This is a genomic window from Romboutsia ilealis (genome assembly GCF_900015215.1).
Lineage (GTDB): Bacteria > Bacillota > Clostridia > Peptostreptococcales > Peptostreptococcaceae > Romboutsia > Romboutsia ilealis.
This window is the reverse complement of the sequence record NZ_LN555523.1, coordinates 1022387-1042364: the sequence shown is the minus strand read 5'-3', so window position 1 is coordinate 1042364 and position 19978 is coordinate 1022387. Positions and strand designations below refer to the sequence as shown.

The following is a 19978-nucleotide window of genomic DNA, read 5'->3' as shown; positions in this document are numbered from 1 at the left end:
TTAATTATCATACAACATACTATGAATATTAGCAATATAACCTCTTGTAGGATTTTTTATGACTATACTTCTTAATCCACCTACTATTTTATTATCTTGTATTATTGGAGATCCACTCATACCTACCACAGCTCCACCTCTATATTTTATTAGATTTTCATCAACTATCTTTATTTGAGATGACTCTTTACCAACTTTTATTATTTCTATTTCATGTAGCTTTAGTTCATTTGTAACTGGAGCTTTACAATATATATATGCTTTACCAATTTTGGGTTGTGCTATTTCTAAAGATTTTTTCTTAGAATATTTAAAACTATCAGATTTGCCTTTGACCCCATATTCCCCCATTGAATATACGCTACCTATTTTTTTATCAGTTATATTTGCTATTAAACTTCCTACTCGATCTTTATAAGATTTTATTTCTTGAACATATGATGTTTCAAAAACTTCACATTTATTAAACTCTATTGCTCTGTTTTCCATTTTTATACTATGAGATATTCCAACAAATTCTCCATTTTCATTTATTGCAGTTATAGTACCTATCCCTGATATAACTTCTTTTAATACATACATCCTAAGTTGTTCTGTAGTCATCTTTTGTGTATAATTTGTGCCTTCTCTAGAGAATTCTACTATTATATCTTGATTTTTTAATTTCATAATTTCATTTATTTTATCTATTGATTTTACTTTTTTAAGCTTATATTTTACTGATAATATTATATCTCCATGTTCTAAATCTTTTGCATCTTCACTTAATATTTGATACACATAAGGATGCTTTAATTCTATATTTAATCCAACAACTTCTCCACTTGGAACTAACTTTACTGTATCCTGACAAAATATTGATGATGTAGTTAGTATCAATGTTACAACTAAAGTTAAAATTAAAGATTTAAATAATTTCATTATGTCAACTCCTTTTATGTCTAGATTTAGTTTTAGGATATGTAATATTTCATATTTTACTTTGTCAAATATTTGAATATATAATCTGCATATAAATAAGCCTTTACTAATATAATGTAATAATTATTGAGGTGATTTTTAATGAATTGTGAACAAAGTCAGCTATTTATCTCTCCTGAAATATTATTTTTATCACTTATTCTCTTTTTACTTATAACTAAAATCGATTGGGAAACTATACTTTAAATAATATATATCTATTTTATAATTTATAATAATCAATATTAAAGTTTTAATATTTATTTTACATAAGGTAGGTGATATAAAATGAGAATATGTAAGCAATGTAATTCTGAAATGATTAATGGCTTTGATATTAAAATTGATGGCGCTGGATATGGTATTAAAATTACTAAAAATAGCACTATATTTTCAGAGAAAATAGAAAAACCTAAAGTTGCAATTTGCCCTAAATGTGGTGAAGTCTCTTTATATATCGAAAAATTAGAGAAAATTTTAAGTAAATAGTGTTAGTTAAAATAAAGGATAATTAAAGTAAATTTTAAAATGTACCCTATAGAGTAGACAATTAATAAAAAGGTCTACCCTATAGGGTATTTTTGTATATAATTAAATAAATAATAAATAGAGATGGAGAAATTTTAATGAGTATAAATTTATTTACAGAGGAAGAAATAATTGAATTAAGAAAAAATAAATATGTTAAAAAAGTTAGCTCGAAGGGGATTACTTATACAGATGAATTTAAAAAAATATTCATAGATGAGAACTGCAATGGTAAATTACCTAGGATAATATTTGAAGAATGTGGATTTAATATTGATATTATAGGTATGCAAAGAGTTAAATCTTCGGCAAATAGATGGCGTACAGCCTTTAAAAACGGCGGAGCTGCAAAACTTACAGATACTCGTAAATATAATAATGGTAGACCTGTTGAGAAGAATATGACATTAGAAGAAAAGTATAAAAAACTAGAAGCTAAAATAAAATTACTTCAAGCTGAAAATGAATTACTAAAAAAGTTAGACATGATAGAAAGGAGAGTGTTAAGGAAGAAATAAATGTATTATCTTGGGGAAAAATATGAACTTATTAAAGCTACAATAAAAAAGTATAATTTAAAAAATATGATAAGTTACTTATGTAAAGTTGCCGATGTATCTCGATCTGGATACTACAAATATTTTTTAGTAGAAAATGAAAAATTAAGAAACTTTAAGGAAAAACAGGATCTCTTAGCTAAAGAAAATGTGTTGAAAGCATTTAACTACAAAGGCCGCAAAAAAGGTGCAAGGCAAATAAAAATGGTTTTAAAGGATAAATTTAATATAATATATAATTTAAAACGTATTAGAAGAATAATGAATAAATATGATATAATTTGTCCGTTTAGAAGAGCTAATCCTTATAGACGTATGATGAAAGCAACTAAAGAACATACTATCGTTCCTAATTTACTAAATAGAGAATTTAAACAAGGTATACCAGGTAAAGTATTGTTAACGGATATCACATACTTAAGATACAAAAATGGGAAAAAAGCATATTTATCAACAATAAAAGATTCATCTACAAATGAAATATTAGCTCATTATGTTTCAGATAACCTACGGTTAAATATTGTCTTAAATACACTAAAAAAACTTACATTAAATAAAACTTTAAAACTTCACAGCGAAGCTATTTTACACTCGGATCAAGGCGTCACTATACGAGCCCTAAATTTCAAAGTATAGTAAAAAAACTTGGATTAAAACAATCTATGTCTAGGAGAGGTAATTGTTGGGATAATGCTCCGCAGGAATCATTCTTTGGCCATTTCAAAGATGAAGTTATTCTTAATAATTGTAGCACTTTAGAGCAAGTAAGGAATGAAATAGATGATTATATGGATTACTATAATAATGATAGATATCAATGGAATTTAAACAAGATGACTCCTGTACAATACAGAAATCATCTTGCTTTTTAAAGATACCTTTTTTTAAATTGTCCTTTACATAGGGTACATTTTATATAGTTATAGCCCTTTTGTATTAAAATTTATTTTTAATAAATCTTTTCATATTTTCTTTATTTTTTTCAAATTGCTTTAATCTATTAACATTAGCCCCTGATGGATGAGGAAATCCAATTAAAATTTGATTTTCACCTATAACTCCGTCATCTTTCAATTTTAATAATACATCTTCTACAGCTTTACCTAATGGTACTAATAATATTTCTTTATAATTCTCTATTTTTTTGAATTCACATATAAAATGTTCATATACATATTTCATTAAAATTTCACTTTTATTTAGCTTAGGAGTATGTCCTGTATAGTTTTCTTTCTTTACAAATACAGGGTATGGAATAAGAGATATTGTATGTAGTAAATAATCTTTTTCCTCAAATATTTCACTTACACTTTCTAAATGTAGTACTTCATTTAACTTTATATCGTCTAGCATATTAATGATATTTTTCCTTAAACTACCACTAAATCTAGCTGCTACCTTGCATCTATATTGAATTTCATTAATATCATCTGTAAATTCTAATTCTTTTCTAGCTGTTGCTATAGCCGTACTCATTTGTTGAAAACCTGGAGTTATACCTACAATAAATATTTTTGCCTTTGGATTAAAATATTCATTATGTGGAGCATAATATATCTCTATATTATTTGATTTCTCGATAAGAAAGTCATCTATTAATAATTCTTCTTTTGTATATTTATTTTTTATAGGTAGTTTTTTTATTATATCTTTATAGTCATGTAATGTTTTTTTCATATTTACCTCTTTATTTAAATGATATTTATTATTGTATATTGTTTATACTCTATAATAAAATTATAATTAATTCATTACATATTATTATACTTACTATATCAACAGCTGTAAGTAAATGTCTATAATATTTTGCTGCAAATAATATAGCATATGATAAAACTATTACAATCAATTTAATTTATAGAAAACGTATAAGTAGTTTTTTGAGTATACTTTTCCCCTTTATTTAATAAAGAATCTTCTATAAAGCACATATCTCTTCCTATTGGTGCAGCTTGTGTTTCAAAACATATTCCATATCTTTTTTGAGTCTTTTTACCATTATAAAGTTCTACCTCATCAGGGAAATTCATACTGTATATAACCACACAATTTTGATCTGTATCAATTATCATATTTCTTCCTGATATTCTATCATTTAATTTTATTTGATTTTGACTATTGTTTAATACAAATATATGGTCATAACCACATCCAATTTGAATTTGTTTATGATTATTATTTATTCTATCTCCTATTTTCATTTCTTTTTTAAAATCAAATGGAGTGTTTTCTACACTTATTTTTTTACCTGTTGGTACACAAGTCTTATCAAGTTCTAATATATAATCACAGTCTACTTTTAAATATTCATCTATTATCGGTCTTTTTATATCTCCACTTAAATTAAAATAGCTATGATTCGTCATATTAACTAATGTTTTTTTATCACTTACAGCTTCATAAGTTTGCTCTATTTTATAGTCTTCATATATTTTAAAACTTACACATAAATCTAAATTCCCTGGATAATTTTCTTCCATATCTAAAGATTTAGCATATAATTTTAAAGTTATGTTATTTTCTTCTTCTAACACTTTTAAATCCCAAATTTTAGAATTAAATCCTTTGTATCCTCCATGCCCTTGATGAGGATTATAATTTTTAGCTAATTCATAATCTACTCCATCTATCGATATTTGTCCTTCACAAATTCTACCTGAAGTTCTTCCTATTATCGCTCCAAAGTAAGATGGATTTTGTATATAACTTTCTATATCTTTATACCCTACTACAACATTTTCTAAATTTCCATTTTTATCTGGTGTTATTATTTTAGTTATTATCCCACCTAAATTAAGTATTTCTACTTCAAATCCATTATCAAATCTTACATTATAAGATATTATCTCTTTATTATCTATTTTTTTTAGTAATGTTTTTGTTAAGTGCATTACTCTATCTCCCCCTATTGATTATATAATTACATATTATCACATCATATATATATTATACAACATCCTATAGATTTCTATAATATTTTTACTATTTTAGTTATATAATTTTCTATTATATTTATAATGTAAAATTATTATTAAAACATATATATCTCGCACGGATTTAGTATTTTTAATGATTAAATTTGACTATTATAATGAGTTAAAATACTTAATCTATAGTTTTTTAATTATTTATTACTTCTCTTTTTAATAAAAAATTCGCTTCGCTTGAGCGACGTGTCAGCGAAACCCTTCATGTCGCTAACGACTTCGTCTGTTGCTTGAGCCACTGCGTGGGCGAAGTATTCCAAAATCTTTTTTATGCTCAAAACCAATTTATTAATATTACTTACATTCAGAATTTATCCACATTTTTTTAAGTATTATAATATCCTCAAGCGTAAAAAATAGCAATACACTGCATCTATTACAATGCAATATATTGCTATTTTTCAATTTTCTTATTAATTTGTTTATATTTTACTATAAAAATAATAAGTAATAGACCTATAATTCCTCCAGTAGAATCTATCATTACATCTCTAAACTCACCGCTTCTTCCATATATGAATAATTGATGAAATTCGTCACTACATGCATATAAAAATGTTCCTAAAAATGAAATTATTACTGTTTTTTTTATATCATTTTCATATACCGACATAAATAAAAGTATTGCTAAAATGCAATATGAAGTCATATGAGCGCATTTTCTTACTATAAATTCTCCTATATTAATACTTGTAAGGTAATCCATAATATTACCTATTAATGGCAATTTACTTATAATATTTATTGTATTTCCAGAATGCATAGATGATATTGATGCTGATTGATTAGACATATAAAATATTACCCCCATCCATACTATAGTTAATACTATAAAAAATTTTTTTCTCATTGTAATTCCCTCTTTTTCATTTATCTATAAAAAATTATATCATAAATTTTAGTAATTAAAAAAAATAGTTTAAAATAGTTAATTGTTTTTTCTCTATCCAAGTTAAAATCATTGTTTTCAATTGATGATAATAATAACTTCGATATCATTAATATTATATTAATAGGCTTCTTATATAAGTCTTTAACTATTAATATAAAAGACTATATATTAATTTTTCTATTAATTAATATATAGTCTTTATAATTTTATTCTTCTATTTAAAGCTTTCATATTTTTCTTCAAAGAAATTATTCAGTTTTTCTAGCGCTATTGCAAGTATATTTTCTTCTTCTTCTGAGAAATTACCTAGCATTGAAGTAATCATGTCTTCATGAAATACTTGATGTTCCTTATAAACAGTTTCTCCTTTATACGTTAAACTTACAAGTACCACCCTTCTATCTTCTTCTGTTCTCTTCCTCTCAACATATCCTTTATTTATAAGTCTTGTTATAGCTGCAGTAAGTGTTCCTACTGTTATTCTCAAATCATGTGCAATTTCGCCCATAGTTCTAGCTTCTTTTATTCCTATAGCTTCTATAGTATGTATTTCTGTCATTGATAAATCCATCAAATCTGTATTTTTAAGAGACTTTTCTTCTATATGTAAAATATCATTAAATAACTGTACCAATAATTTATTTAATATCTCTTGAGTATTTGTCATTTCATATATTCTCCATTTATTTTATTTTCACTTGTTACTATAATAAATTTTATAATTGATTTAAGTTGGTACATAATATTTTGCTAGAAAAATCATTTTTAATAAAAGTTACCTATTTTTCTAAACTTATCATACCTCATATCAACAACCTCATTAAGGTCAGAATTTATAAGCTTTTCTAAGTCATTTATTATATTTTCTTTTATTTTATCACACATAAATTTTGGATCTTCATGTGCACCACCTATTGGTTCTTCTATTATACTATCTATTATATTAAAGCTTTTTAAATCTTCAGCTGTTATTTTCATAACTTCACTAGCTTCTTTTGCCCTTGTAGCATCCTTCCACAGTATTGATGCAAATCCTTCAGGAGACAGTATTGAATATATTGAGTTTTCTAACATGTATACCTTATTAGCAACTGCTAATGCTAAGGCTCCTCCACTTCCACCTTCACCTATAATTATTGAGATTATTGGTGTTTTAAGTTTACTCATTACAAATAAATTTTGTGCTATAGCTTCTCCTTGCCCTCTTTCTTCTGCTTCTATTCCACAAAATGCTCCTGGAGTATCTACAAAGCATATTATAGGTCTATTAAATTTTTCTGCTTGCTTCATAAGTCTTAAAGCTTTTCTATATCCTTCTGGATGGGGCATTCCAAAATTATTTTTTATATTTTCTAATGTATCTTTTCCTTTATTTATACCTATTACAGTTACATTTATATTATTTATAGATGCTATTCCACCAATTATAGCGCTATCATCTTTGTAATATCTATCTCCATGTAATTCTAGAAAGTCATTAAATATATTTTCTATATAAAATCTAGCATTCGGTCGATTTTTATCTCTAGCTATATTTAACTTATCCCAAGGAGATTTTTTAACTATTTCACTACTATACATTTTCACACACTCCATGTAAACTCAATGTTTTTGATATATAATTTTTCATATCATGTCTTTTTACTATAGAATCTACAAATCCTTTTTCTACTGCAAATTCAGAAGTTTGAAATTCATCTGGTAGTTTTTGTCTAATAGTATTTTCTATTACTCTTCTTCCTGCAAAACCAATAATTGCACCTGGTTCTGCTATTATCATATCTCCTTGCATTGCAAAGCTTGCAGTTACTCCTCCAGTAGTTGGATTAGTTATTATACTTAAATATAATAAGCCTTTACTATCATGCCTTGCTATAGCTTGGGAAATTTTTGCCATTTGCATTAATGAAAATATTCCTTCTTGCATTCTAGCTCCACCTGATGCTGTAAATATTATAAGTGGTAACTCTCTTTTTGTAGCGTACTCTACAAGTCTAGTAATTTTTTCACCTACAGCACATCCCATACTACCCATCATAAAATTACTATCCATAATTGCAGCACAAACTCTTTTACCATGAATATTTCCTTGACCTGTTATTACAGCTTCATTAAGATTAGATTTATCTTTATTTTGATTTATCTTTTCTTCATAATTATCAAATTCTAGTGGATTTGTTGTTAGTATATCTTCAAACATATATACAAAACTATTTTCATCAAATATATGATTTATTCTTGTCTTTGCACCTATATTAAAGTGAAACCCACAATTTATACAAACATTATAGTTTGAGTTTAAATCGTCTATATAGATTATATTTTTACACTTATTACATCTTATCCATTTACCCTCTGGGATATTAGGCAATGTACTTTTATCATCTTCTAAATCCCTTGGTTTTACTTGTATATACTCTTTTTTTCTAAATAAATTCTTAAGCATATGTCATCTCCATATTATTATAATACTAAGGGATTACGAATTATCCATCTATGAATAATTATCTTTAAAAATAGAATTTCAACAAATTTTTCATATAAGATCTTTAACTAACATTTTGTTATTTAAAACTTTGCTTAAGTAACGTGTTAATGAATTACATTATATCGCCATCGATACATCTTTGTTCAAAAATGATGTATCGTAATTCCCATCTATAAAATCTTGATGCTCTAGTATTTCATACTGGAAATCTATATTTGTATTTACTCCACCTATTGCAAATTCTCCTAAAGATCTTTTCATCTTTATTATTGCTTCTTCTCTATCTTTTCCATATGTTATAAGTTTTGCTATCATAGAATCATAAAATGGAGGTATAGTATATCCACAATATATTGCACTATCTACTCTAACCCCTAGTCCTGATGGCATGTTTAGTTCACTTATAGTTCCTGCATCTTTTGCATTTATTCTACATTCTATAGCATGCCCTTGCATTTTTATATCTTCTTGATGTAAACTTAATTTAATACCTGAAGCTATTTTTAACTGTTCTTTAACTATATCAACATCAGTTATCATTTCGGTTATAGGGTGTTCTACTTGAATTCTTGTATTCATCTCCATAAAATAAAACTTCTGGTCTTTATCAACTAAAAACTCTATCGTTCCAACATTTTTGTAATTTACTGCCTTTGCTGCATCTATTGCAACTTTACCCATTTTCTCTCTTAATTCTTTATTTAAAAAAGTTGATGGAGCTTCTTCTAATACTTTTTGATTATTTTTTTGAAGCGAACATTCCCTCTCACCTAAGTGTATTATATTACCATATTCATCTGCTATAATTTGAAACTCTATATGCCTTGGATTCTCAATGTATTTTTCAATATATATTCTATCGTCTCCAAAACATGCCATAGACTCACTTTTTGCAGCTTCATAGTTATGTTTAAACTCATCTAAATCTTTAACTATCCTAATACCTTTTCCACCACCACCACTAGATGCTTTTATCATTATAGGGGCGCCGATATCTTTAGCTATTTTATAAGCCTCTTCGTAAGAATCTATTTTATCTTCATATCCCGGAACTACTGGTACATTAGCTTTTTTCATTATTTTTCTTGCCTGAGATTTATCTCCCATAAGACTTATAGTCTCAGAATCTGGGCCTATAAATTTTATATTGCATTCTTCACACATTTTTGCAAACTTTGGATTCTCAGATAAAAAACCAAAGCCAGGATGTATGGCATCACATCCTGTTAATATACAAGCACTTAGTATATTAGCTACATTTAAATAACTATCCTTTGAAGGATTTGGGCCAACACATACTGAATAATCTGCAAGTTGAGCATGAAGTGCTTCCTTATCAGCCTCTGAATATATACTAACTGTAGATATACCTAATTCTCTACACGCTCTTATTATTCTTACGGCTATTTCTCCTCTATTTGCTATAAGTACTTTTTTTAACATAATCTCACCTATCCAATAGAAAACATTATTTCGCCTTCACATACTACTTTTCCATCAACAGTAGCTGTTCCTTTTCCAATTCCTATAGGACCTCTCATTTTTACTATTTCTATATGTAAATCTAATTTATCCCCTGGAACTACTTGTTTTCTCCATTTCACTTTATCTGCGCCAACTAAAAATCCAAGCTTTCCTTTATGTTCTTCCATAGAAAGTATTGCTATTGCTCCTAGTTGTGCTAATGCTTCTAATATTAAAACTCCTGGCATAACTGGATGCTCTGGAAAATGCCCATTAAAGAACTCTTCATTTGCAGATACATTTTTATATCCTCTAGCACTTTGCCCTAAAACTATTTCCTCTACTCTATCTATCATTAAAAAAGGATATCTGTGAGGTAAAATTTCCTTTATCTCTTTTACTGTAAGCATATTATCTTCTCCTTATTTTAAATAGTGGCTCTCCATACTCAACCATTACTCCATTTTCTACTAGTACATCTATTATTTCACAATCAAAATCTGAACTTATTTCATTCATAAGTTTCATAGCTTCTACTATGCAAACTATATCTCCCTTTGATATCTTTTGATTAACAGATACAAAAGGAGATTCATCTGGTGATATAGCTTTATAAAAAGTTCCTACCATTGGACTTTTTATATATTCAAAATCATCAATCTCTTCATTTATATCTTTATCTATAGCTGCTTCTATATTATTATTTAAATTTGTATCTAAAGATTTTTCATCTATTATCTCTGATATGTTACTATAGCTTTGGTTTAAGCTACCATAACTTCTTGACATAGATTTATCCATTTTTATATAGTTATTATCTATATTTACTTCAAAATAAGACAACTCTGAATCATTTATTATATTTATAATTTCTTTTACTTCATCAAATTTCATAATACTTACTCCCATCTTTTAAATAATAAAGATGCATTATGTCCACCAAATCCTAATGAATTACTTATTGCATATTTTAAATCTGACTCCCTACCGATATTTGGTACATAATCTAAATCAAGTTCTTCATCTTTGTTTTCATAACCTACTGTTGGTGGTATAAATCCGTCTTGTAAAGCTTTTATACATACTATTGATTCTATAGCACCTGCAGCACCTAATAAATGTCCTGTCATAGACTTAGTTGAAGATATAGGAATATTTATTGCATCTTCTTTAAATACATTTTTTATTGCATTTGTTTCAAATAAGTCATTGTAAGGTGTTGATGTTCCATGAGCATTTATATATGAAACTTCACTAGGATTTATATTAGCTTCATTTATCGCATTTAACATAGCTTTTGATGCTCCAATTCCTTTAGGATCTGGAGAAGTTATATGATAAGCATCACAAGTTGAACCATATCCAACTATTTCTCCAAGTATTTTAGCATTACGTTTTTTTGCGTGTTCTAAACTTTCAATTACTAATATTCCTGCACCTTCTCCCATAACAAATCCATTTCTGTCTTTATCAAAAGGTATAGATGCTCTTTTAGGATTTTGAGATGTAGATAATGCTCTCATATTATTAAAACCTGCTATAGCTATTGGTGTAAAAGACGCTTCCGATGCACCACATAACATAATATCTGCATAACCATGCTTTATATGTCTAAAAGCATCTCCTATATTATTTGTACCTGTTGCACATGCAGTTACAGCTGATGTACATATTCCTCTTGCATTATATTTTATAGCTACATTTGCAGCAACTGCGTTTATAATTGCCATTGGTATATACATTGGTGAAACTTTTTTAGGTCCTTTTTTATGAATGTTTCCAAATTCACTTTCATGTGTGTGGAATCCTCCAATACCAGATCCTACCATAACTCCAAATCTATTACTATCGATATTTTCTAAGTCTAAATTAGAATCTTTTATTGCTTCTTCAGTAGCTATAAGTGCATATTGTGTAAATCTATCTAATCTTCTTATTTCTTTTTTATCTAAGTAACCTTCTAATTTTAAATCTTTTACTTCTCCACCTACTTTTACTTCAAGATCTGAAGTATCCATAGATTTTATAAAATCTATTCCAGAATTTCCATTTTTACTATTTTGCCAGAAATCTTCTACATTATTTCCTATAGGAGTAACTGCTCCCATTCCTGTTATAACAACTCTATTTATTCTATTCATATTTACCTCCATCTACATTGCCATTCCGCCATCAACGTGTATTACTTGACCTGTTATATAATCTGAATCTTCACTAGCTAAAAATGCTGCTACATTTGCAACATCAGATACTAAACCTAGTCTTTTTAATGGAACTTGTGATAATATGTTTTTCTTTTGATCTTCACTTAGTACTTTTGTCATGTCAGTATCTATAAATCCAGGTGCTATAGCATTTACATTTATATTTTTACCTCCAAGCTCTTTTGCTAGAGATTTTGTCATTCCAATAACTCCTGCTTTTGACGCACAATAATTTACTTGACCTGGATTTCCTATTACTCCAACTACTGATGCCATGTTTATTATTTTTCCGTGCTTTTGTTTTAACATAATTGGTGTTACTGCTTTTAAACAGTTAAATGAACCTTTTAAATTTACATTTATTACACTATCAAAATCACTTTCGTTCATTCTAAGAATTAAGTTATCTTTAGTTATTCCAGCATTGTTTACTAAAATATCAACTTTCCCGAATTTTTCTTTGGTTTTTTCTACTATGTTTTTAGCTTCTTCAAAATCAGCCACATTTGCTTTGACTATCAAAGTATCAACACCTAATTTACCTATTTCTTCACTTAACTTATAGGCATTAACTTCATCTTTTTCACTTCTATAGTTTATAACTATATTACATCCTAAACTTGCATATTTTATAGCTATAGCTTTTCCTATACCTCTAGTTGAACCTGTTATTACTGCACATTTTCCTTTTAACATATTCTCCTCCATGGCCTTTATAAAGTTTCGCCTTTTGATCTTATTTTTTCAACTGTCGATTTTAAAGTATCTAAATCTTCTATATTATAAACATTAGCTTTTTTATCTATCTTTTTAACAAATCCAGATAAAGTCTTTCCTGGGCCTAGTTCAATGAAAGTATCTATACCCTGATCTAACATATGATTTATACTATCTTCAAATAATACCGGTGACATTATTTGCTTTCTAAGTAAATCTCTTATATCATCTTGTTTTGAATATGGTTTACCTAATATATTTGAATACATTACTTTTTTAGGTTCATTTATTTCAATATATTTTATACTTTCATAATATTTGAAGCTTGCTTTTTCATATAGTGAGCTATGAAATGGTCCACTAACTTTAAGTGGTATACATAATCCTCCTAAAGATTTTGCAATTGATATACTTTCCCTTATTGCATCAACTTCTCCTGTTATAACAACTTGACCTGGGCAGTTGTAATTTGCAACCTCTACAACTCCAAATTTAGATGCTTCTTCAAGTAAAGTATCCACTTTCTCTTTACTTAACTTCATAACTGCTGCCATAGATCCTACGCCTTCTTCTATTCCTTCATCCATTATAGTAGCTCTACTTTTTACTAACTTTACTCCATCTTCAAAAGAAACAATTCCCGAATATATAAGTCCGCTATATTCTCCTAATGACAACCCTGCTACATAATTAGCTTCTATTCCTTCAAGTTGTAATGCCTTTTGACAGGCAAGTGATGTTAAAAGTATTGCAGGTTGATTATATTTAGTAGATTTTAAAGTTTCTTCACTTCCATCAAATATAATATCTTTAATTGGCATTTCTAGTATTTCTTCACCTTTATCAAATATCTCTTTGCACTCATTTATATTTTCATATAGGCTTCTTCCCATGTTTATATATTGCGCTCCTTGACCAGGAAATAAAAAAGCAATCTTCTTACTCATAAGCCCTCCTACAAATACCTATAGATTCTTCATATTTACTAACTAATTCTTGTATAATTTCTTCACAGCTTTGTTCTTTGCTTACCATACCAGCTATTTGTCCTGCCATAAGAGATCCATTTTCCACATCTCCATCTTTAGCAGCCTTTCTTAAAGATCCTCTAGCTAGCTCTTCTAATTTTTCACTACCTAAGCTTTCTTTTTCTAATTTTATATATTGTCTTGTAAATTTATTTCTTAGAGATCTTATTGGATGGCCTGTTGATGTGCCTGTTATTTCTGTATCTATATCCTTAGCCTTTATAACTCTATCTTTGTAGTTTTGATGGATATTACATTCTTTAGCAACTAAAAACTTAGTACCTATTTGTACTCCTTGAGCTCCTAACATAAAAGTTGCTGCAATTCCTCTTCCATCACCTATTCCACCAGCAGCTATTACAGGAATATCCACTGCATCCACTACCTGTGGAACTAACGCCATTGTTGTTAGTTGACCTATGTGTCCTCCCGCTTCCATTCCTTCAACAATAACAGCATCTGCACCTAACTTTTCCATACGTCTTGCTATTGCAACAGATGGTACTACTGGAATTACTTTTATATTATGTTCTTTCCACATTTCTATATATTTTCCTGGACTTCCTGCACCAGTTGTAACAACATCTACTCGTTCTTCAACAATTAAACTTGCTATTTCATCAACATTTGGCGCCATTAGCATTATATTTACGCCAAAAGGTTTATTAGTTAATGTTTTAGCTTTTTTTATTTGTTCTCTTACATCTTCTGTTTGACCTACACCTGATATAATACCTAATCCTCCAGCTTCACTTACTGCTGCTGCCAAAGAGGCGTCAGCAATCCATGCCATACCTCCTTGGAATATAGGATATTTTATATTCAGTAATTGACTTATTTTTGAATATTTCATATATCCTCCTATAAATTAAGCATTTACTTTAGTTTTTTCTTCTATGTAGTTTACTAAATCCTTTATAGTTTTCATATTTTCTGGGTTCTCTATTTGTATTTCAAAAGCTTCTTCTACTTCCATTACTAATTGGAATACATCTAATGAATCTATTTCTAAAGATTCGAATGTACTTTCTAAAGTTATGCTTTCCTCCTCTATTGATAAGTTTTCCATCATTATTTCTTTAACTTTGTTTAATATCATTTTCTTTTCCTCCAATTTTCAATTTTTTTAATTTTATTGTTTTATTTACCCAATGCCTGGGTATTTATTTTTTAACGGTATTTAATCTTACCGTATTTTAACTTTATTAATTTGACTTTATATACTCCATTTTATAAGAGATGAACCATATGTAAGTCCTCCACCAAAACCTACTAACAATAAGTTTTGGCCTTTTTGTAAAATACCCTTATTGTACATTTCATTTAATGCAAGAGGTATTGATGCAGATGATGTATTTCCATATGTATCAATATTCATATAAAACTTATCCATAGAAGTTTTTAATTTTTTTGCAACATACTCTATTATTCTTACATTTGCTTGATGTGGCACTATATAGTCTATATCATCAATTGTCATATTATTTTTTTGTAGTATATCTTTTATAGAAGATGTAACTGATGATGTTGCAAATTTAAATATTTCTGAACCATCCATATCTAAATATTGATATTTTGAAATACTTTCATCCATAAATGGATTTTTTATTTCTCTGCCTCCTATACTTAAAAACTCACCATTATCTCCATAGGATTTGCATATAGAGTCTATTATTCCCTCATTTTCACTTTTAGATAAAACTATTGATGCTGCACCATCAGCAAATAGTACACACGTTTTTCTATCTTCCCAGTTAATTACTTTTGATAAATTCTCGCTACCTATAACAAGTGCATTTTTATAATTATTAGTTTTCATTAAACTCCTTGCCACATCTACACCATATACAAAACCTGAGCAAGCTGCATTTAAATCAAAAGCTACTGCATTTTTTAACCCCATTTCTTTTTGTACTATACAAGCACTCGATGGTATAAACATATCTGGTGTGCAAGTAGAAAAAACTATTAAATCTATATCTTCTCTTTGTAGATTAGCTAATTCAATAGCTTTTTCACTTGCCTTAATTCCCATATATGAGGTATCTTCACCTTGAGATATTCGTCTTTCCTTTATTCCAGTTCTAGATCTTATCCACTCATCACTTGTTTCTACGATTTTACTTAAATCATTATTAGTAACAATCTTAGATGGGGTGTAAGCACCTATACCTTTTATGATTATCCCTTCCATACTTTTCTCCTTATCTCTTACAAATATCTTTGTTGCCAAAGTTTTGTTTTGATACTCAAAATATATTCTATTCAAAATAAAAAGTCAATCACTTTTTTAAAATTTATTTTCTAGATTTTATCAGCCGTTCGGTTGACCGATGCGATAATGTTAAGACTACTTTGGCTTAATGTCAACATTTTAGCTACAAATATTTTTTGTAAATCTTATTTATTTTGATTGTAAAAATTTTTGTTTTACTCAATATTTTTTTATGCTACAATACTTCTCATACAAAAAAATTTACTTTACCTAAGGGATGTATCGTTGAAGCATTTTATATTAAAAACAATATATCATAATTATAAATTTATATATTTGTTACTTAAAATATTATCTATACGATACTTCGTAAAAGTGAATTTTTTAGTAATATAATTTTAAATTTTTTTAATAAGGAGATGATTTTTATCAAAAGTTTAGTTATTGGAAATTTAATTGCAAATGTACCTATAATACAAGGTGGTATGGGTGTTGGAGTTTCTCGTTCTAATTTAGCTGGAAGTGTCGCAAAAGCAGGAGGAATTGGTATAATTTCAGGAGCTCAAATAGGTTATGATGAACCTGATTTTGAGACAAATAATTTAAATGCTAACTTAAGATCTCTAAGAAAACATATATCAAAAGCAAAAGAAATTTCTGATGGTGGAATAATAGGTGTTAACCTAATGGTTGCTATGAATAATTACGAAGAATATGTAAAAGAGTGTGTAAATTCAAATGTAGATCTTATTATATCTGGAGCTGGTATTCCAAGTAAGTTACCAAGCTTTACTAAAGGTTCTGATGTTAAAATTGCACCTATAGTTTCATCATCTAAAGCTTGTAATCTAATCCTTAAAATGTGGGATAAAAAAGAAAATACTACCGCTGATTTAATAGTTGTAGAAGGACCTAAAGCAGGAGGACATCTTGGATTTTCAAAGAACGATTTAGAAGATATAAAATCCATAGATTACGACAAAGAATTCGTAGAAATACTTGAAATAGCTAAAAATTATGGTGATAAATACAATAAACACATACCTGTTGTAGCTGCTGGCGGTATTTCAACTGCAGAAGATGTTGCTAAATACATAAATATAGGTGCTGATGGCGTTCAAGTTGGAACTAGATTTGTTACTACTTATGAGTGCGATGCACACGAAAATTACAAAAATGCTTATATTAATTCAACTTTTGATGATATAAAAATAGTTCAAAGTCCAGTTGGCCTTCCTGGAAGAGCTATTCATAATAAATTTATAGATGATATCAGTACTAATAGACCAACTATAACTAAATGTTATAACTGTATATCTAAATGCAACCCAAAAGATACTCCCTACTGCATTTCAAAGGCTTTAATAAATGCTGTTAGTGGTGATGTAGAAAATGGACTATTATTCTGTGGTGCTGATGCATACAAGGCTGATAAGCTAAGTTCTGTTGATGATGTTATAAGTGAACTCACTTCTTTATTATAATTCTTTATAAAATCATTTAGCGAAAATAATAATCAATAAAAAACTATGTAACCAATTTGGCTACATAGTTTTTATTTATTTCATAACTCTCATTGCATTTAATACTGCTATTAAAGCAACTCCTACATCTGCAAATATTGCTTCCCACATAGTAGCTACACCACCTGCACTTAGTATTAATACTATCGCCTTAACCCCTAATGCAAATACAATATTTTGCCATACTATTTTATTTGTCTTTCTTGATATTTCTATTGCTTTAGCAATTTTACTTGGTTCATCAGTCATTAAAACTACATCAGCTGCCTCTATTGCTGCATCTGACCCTAATGCTCCCATTGCTATACCAACATCTGCTCTTGCAAGTACTGGAGCATCATTTATACCATCTCCAACAAATGCAACTTTTTCTTTTGGTAATTTTTCTTTAAATATGTCTTCTAATCTATCAACTTTTTCATTAGGTAATAAGTTTGAATAAACTTTATCTATTCCTAGTTCATTAGCAATTTTATTTGCTACCTTTTCATTGTCTCCTGTTAACATTACAACTTCTTTAACGCCACTTAATTTTAAGTTTTTTATAGCTTCTTTACTATCTTCTTTTATTTCATCAGATATTACTATATATCCTCTATAAGCTCCATTAACTGCTATATAAACTACTGTTCCTATATCATCAGTTGGGAAATATAATATATTTTCACTGCTCATTAGCTTATCATTACCAGCCAATATGTGTAAATCGTTATATTTTACTTTTATCCCATGTGCTGCTATTTCTTCAAAGTATGTTATTTTTTCTAAGTCTATACTTTCTTTATAGTAATTTACTATAGATTTTGCTATTGGATGGTTTGAATTTGCTTCTGCATATGCAGCATATTCTATTAATTCTTTTTCACTTATTCCAACAGGTGATACTTTTGTTACTTTAAATACACCTTTTGTAAGTGTACCAGTTTTATCAAATACTACTGTATCTACATTTTTAAGTGCTTCTAAATAGTTACTTCCCTTTATTAATATCCCATGTTTAGATGAGTTACCAATTCCACTAAAAAATGATAATGGTATTGATAAAACTAAGGCACAAGGGCAAGAAACAACTAAAAATACTAGTCCTCTATAAAACCAATCTAAAAATTCAGCATTAGGTACTACTAGTGGTGGTATAAATGCTATTACCATAGCAGAAATTAATACAAATGGTGTATAGTATTTTGCAAACTTACTTATAAAGTTTTCTGTTTTAGATTTTTTACTACTTGCATTTTCAACTAAGTCAAGTATTTTTGAAACTGTTGATTCTCCAAACTCTTTAGTTACTTCTATTGTTAATAATGCATTTTTATTTATAAATCCTGATAATGCAGACTCTCCTACACCTATTTCTCTAAGAACGGATTCTCCTGTAAGTGCTGAGGTATCAACCATTGAAAAACCATCTACTACTACTCCATCTAGAGGTATTTTTTCACCTGGCTTTACAACTATTATATCTCCAATGCTTACTTCTTCTGGAGAAACTACTTTTATTTCTGATCCAACTTTTAAGTTAGCAGAATCTGGTCTTATTTGCATAAGTGAAGTTATTGATTTTCTAGATTTTCCTACTGCTATATCTTGTAAGTATTCACCAATCTTATAAAAAAGCATAACTCCTACTGCTTCTGGTACTTCTCCTATTATAACAGCTCCTACTGTTGCTATAGACATTAAGAAGTTTTCATCAAATACTCTACCTTTTGATGCATTTTTTAAGGCTTTTAATAATACATCATAACCTACTATTAAATAAACCATTAAAAATACTATATTAGCAAACTTGCTTTCAAATCCAGTTGCAGTTTGAAATATTCCAAAGATATACATTATACTACCTATAATTAATTTTATTAAGTCACCTTTATTTGAAATTTCAACTTCTTCTTTATTTTCCTTTTTTGTTTTTGTATCTGAAAAGCTAACCTTTATATCAAGTCCTGGTTCTGTATCATTTATTATCTTTATAATTTCCTCTGTAACTAATTTCTCATCTACGTTTTTAGCTACTTCAAACGTAAGCTTTTTACTTATAAAATTTAAGTTAGATTGTATTACATTATCTAATTTTGATACTTTATTTCCTATTTCTTCTCCACAATGAGCACAATTTAATCCACCTAATGCTATTTCAACTTTTTTATTGTTTATTTTTTCATCTCTTAATACTTTTATATCAAGCCCTGGTTCTATATCATTTATCATTTTAATTACTTTTTTTATAACTAAATCTTCATCTATATTTGAATCACAAGCTATTTCTAAAGTTAGTTTTTTATTTATAAAATTTAAGTTACAATATTCTATTTCTTCTAATTTAGATACTTTTTCATTAATGACTTCTGCACAATGAGCACAGTTTAGACCACCGAGTATTATCTCTTTTTTACTCATACTACAAGCTCCCAT

General features: G+C 28.0%; 19 protein-coding genes and 1 pseudogene. 3 read left to right on the top strand and 17 right to left on the bottom strand.

The annotated features are described in order from the left end of the window. Complete coding sequence (locus CRIB_RS04935; RefSeq protein WP_180703419.1) at nt 1-921, bottom strand: SpoIVB peptidase S55 domain-containing protein; 921 nt, start codon at nt 919-921, stop codon at nt 1-3. 327 nt (nt 922-1248) lie between these two features. On the opposite strand from CRIB_RS04935, the gene CRIB_RS04930 reads away from it, so the two are divergent. Both CRIB_RS04930 and CRIB_RS04925 read left to right on the top strand, forming a co-directional pair. Beyond that, a complete protein-coding gene (locus tag CRIB_RS04930) occupies nt 1249-1449 on the top strand; it encodes a nucleic acid-binding protein (protein ID WP_180703418.1) in 201 nt (66 codons plus the stop codon). 137 nt (nt 1450-1586) lie between these two features. Then, nucleotides 1587-2917, top strand: a pseudogene (locus tag CRIB_RS04925) (IS3 family transposase). Between the two features lie 64 nt (nt 2918-2981). Here CRIB_RS04925 and CRIB_RS04920 read toward each other — a convergent pair. From CRIB_RS04920 to CRIB_RS04850, 15 genes are all read right to left on the bottom strand, one after another. Continuing rightward, on the bottom strand, nt 2982-3722 hold the full coding sequence (locus CRIB_RS04920) for a uracil-DNA glycosylase family protein (protein WP_180703417.1): 741 nt from the start codon (nt 3720-3722) through the stop codon (nt 2982-2984). A gap of 173 nt (nt 3723-3895) precedes the next feature. Beyond that, complete coding sequence (locus CRIB_RS04915; RefSeq protein ID WP_180703416.1) at nt 3896-4936, bottom strand: aldose epimerase family protein; 1041 nt, start codon at nt 4934-4936, stop codon at nt 3896-3898. 490 nt (nt 4937-5426) lie between these two features. Then, nucleotides 5427-5882 carry a VanZ family protein gene (locus CRIB_RS04910; protein ID WP_180703415.1) on the bottom strand — a complete coding sequence of 152 codons (456 nt, stop codon included), beginning with the start codon at nt 5880-5882 and terminating at the stop codon, nt 5427-5429. Nucleotides 5883-6138: 256 nt separating this feature from the next. Continuing rightward, nucleotides 6139-6591: a MarR family winged helix-turn-helix transcriptional regulator gene (locus tag CRIB_RS04905; protein ID WP_180703414.1), complete on the bottom strand. Its 453-nt coding sequence runs from the start codon at nt 6589-6591 to the stop codon at nt 6139-6141. Nucleotides 6592-6689: 98 nt separating this feature from the next. Further along, the gene (locus tag CRIB_RS04900) at nt 6690-7505 is read right to left on the bottom strand and encodes an acetyl-CoA carboxylase carboxyltransferase subunit alpha (protein ID WP_180703413.1); all 816 of its coding nucleotides are present in this window, start codon (nt 7503-7505) and stop codon (nt 6690-6692) included. Next, complete coding sequence (accD, locus tag CRIB_RS04895; protein WP_180703412.1) at nt 7498-8370, bottom strand: acetyl-CoA carboxylase, carboxyltransferase subunit beta; 873 nt, start codon at nt 8368-8370, stop codon at nt 7498-7500. Before accD ends, CRIB_RS04900 begins: the two co-directional genes overlap by 8 nt. Before the next feature lie 159 nt (nt 8371-8529). Continuing rightward, nucleotides 8530-9855 (bottom strand): acetyl-CoA carboxylase biotin carboxylase subunit, encoded by a 1326-nt coding sequence (locus CRIB_RS04890; RefSeq protein ID WP_180703411.1) that lies wholly within the window; start codon nt 9853-9855, stop codon nt 8530-8532. 8 nt (nt 9856-9863) lie between these two features. After that, on the bottom strand, nt 9864-10286 hold the full coding sequence (gene fabZ / locus CRIB_RS04885; RefSeq protein ID WP_180703410.1) for a 3-hydroxyacyl-ACP dehydratase FabZ: 423 nt from the start codon (nt 10284-10286) through the stop codon (nt 9864-9866). A 1-nt stretch (nt 10287) separates the two neighbouring features. After that, nucleotides 10288-10770, bottom strand: a complete 483-nt coding sequence (gene accB, locus CRIB_RS04880; protein ID WP_243633580.1) for an acetyl-CoA carboxylase biotin carboxyl carrier protein — start codon at nt 10768-10770, stop codon at nt 10288-10290. Between the two features lie 5 nt (nt 10771-10775). Beyond that, nucleotides 10776-12017 carry a beta-ketoacyl-ACP synthase II gene (gene fabF, locus CRIB_RS04875; protein WP_180703409.1) on the bottom strand — a complete coding sequence of 414 codons (1242 nt, stop codon included), beginning with the start codon at nt 12015-12017 and terminating at the stop codon, nt 10776-10778. A gap of 12 nt (nt 12018-12029) precedes the next feature. Continuing rightward, nucleotides 12030-12776 (bottom strand): 3-oxoacyl-[acyl-carrier-protein] reductase, encoded by a 747-nt coding sequence (gene fabG / locus CRIB_RS04870; protein WP_180703408.1) that lies wholly within the window; start codon nt 12774-12776, stop codon nt 12030-12032. Between the two features lie 17 nt (nt 12777-12793). After that, nucleotides 12794-13744 (bottom strand): ACP S-malonyltransferase, encoded by a 951-nt coding sequence (gene fabD, locus CRIB_RS04865; RefSeq protein WP_180703407.1) that lies wholly within the window; start codon nt 13742-13744, stop codon nt 12794-12796. Then, nucleotides 13737-14678 (bottom strand): enoyl-[acyl-carrier-protein] reductase FabK, encoded by a 942-nt coding sequence (gene fabK, locus CRIB_RS04860; protein WP_180703406.1) that lies wholly within the window; start codon nt 14676-14678, stop codon nt 13737-13739. The genes fabD and fabK overlap by 8 nt, the downstream gene beginning before the upstream one ends. Nucleotides 14679-14693: 15 nt before the next feature. Further along, on the bottom strand, nt 14694-14924 hold the full coding sequence (locus CRIB_RS04855; RefSeq protein ID WP_180703405.1) for an acyl carrier protein: 231 nt from the start codon (nt 14922-14924) through the stop codon (nt 14694-14696). A gap of 117 nt (nt 14925-15041) precedes the next feature. Next, complete coding sequence (locus CRIB_RS04850) at nt 15042-16019, bottom strand: beta-ketoacyl-ACP synthase III (RefSeq protein ID WP_180703404.1); 978 nt, start codon at nt 16017-16019, stop codon at nt 15042-15044. Nucleotides 16020-16459: 440 nt separating this feature from the next. On the opposite strand from CRIB_RS04850, the gene CRIB_RS04845 reads away from it, so the two are divergent. Further along, a complete protein-coding gene (locus tag CRIB_RS04845; RefSeq protein WP_330404948.1) occupies nt 16460-17524 on the top strand; it encodes an NAD(P)H-dependent flavin oxidoreductase in 1065 nt (354 codons plus the stop codon). 75 nt (nt 17525-17599) lie between these two features. Here the strand turns inward: CRIB_RS04845 and CRIB_RS04840 are convergent, their stop codons facing one another. Beyond that, nucleotides 17600-19978 carry a heavy metal translocating P-type ATPase gene (locus CRIB_RS04840; RefSeq protein WP_180703403.1) on the bottom strand — a complete coding sequence of 793 codons (2379 nt, stop codon included), beginning with the start codon at nt 19976-19978 and terminating at the stop codon, nt 17600-17602.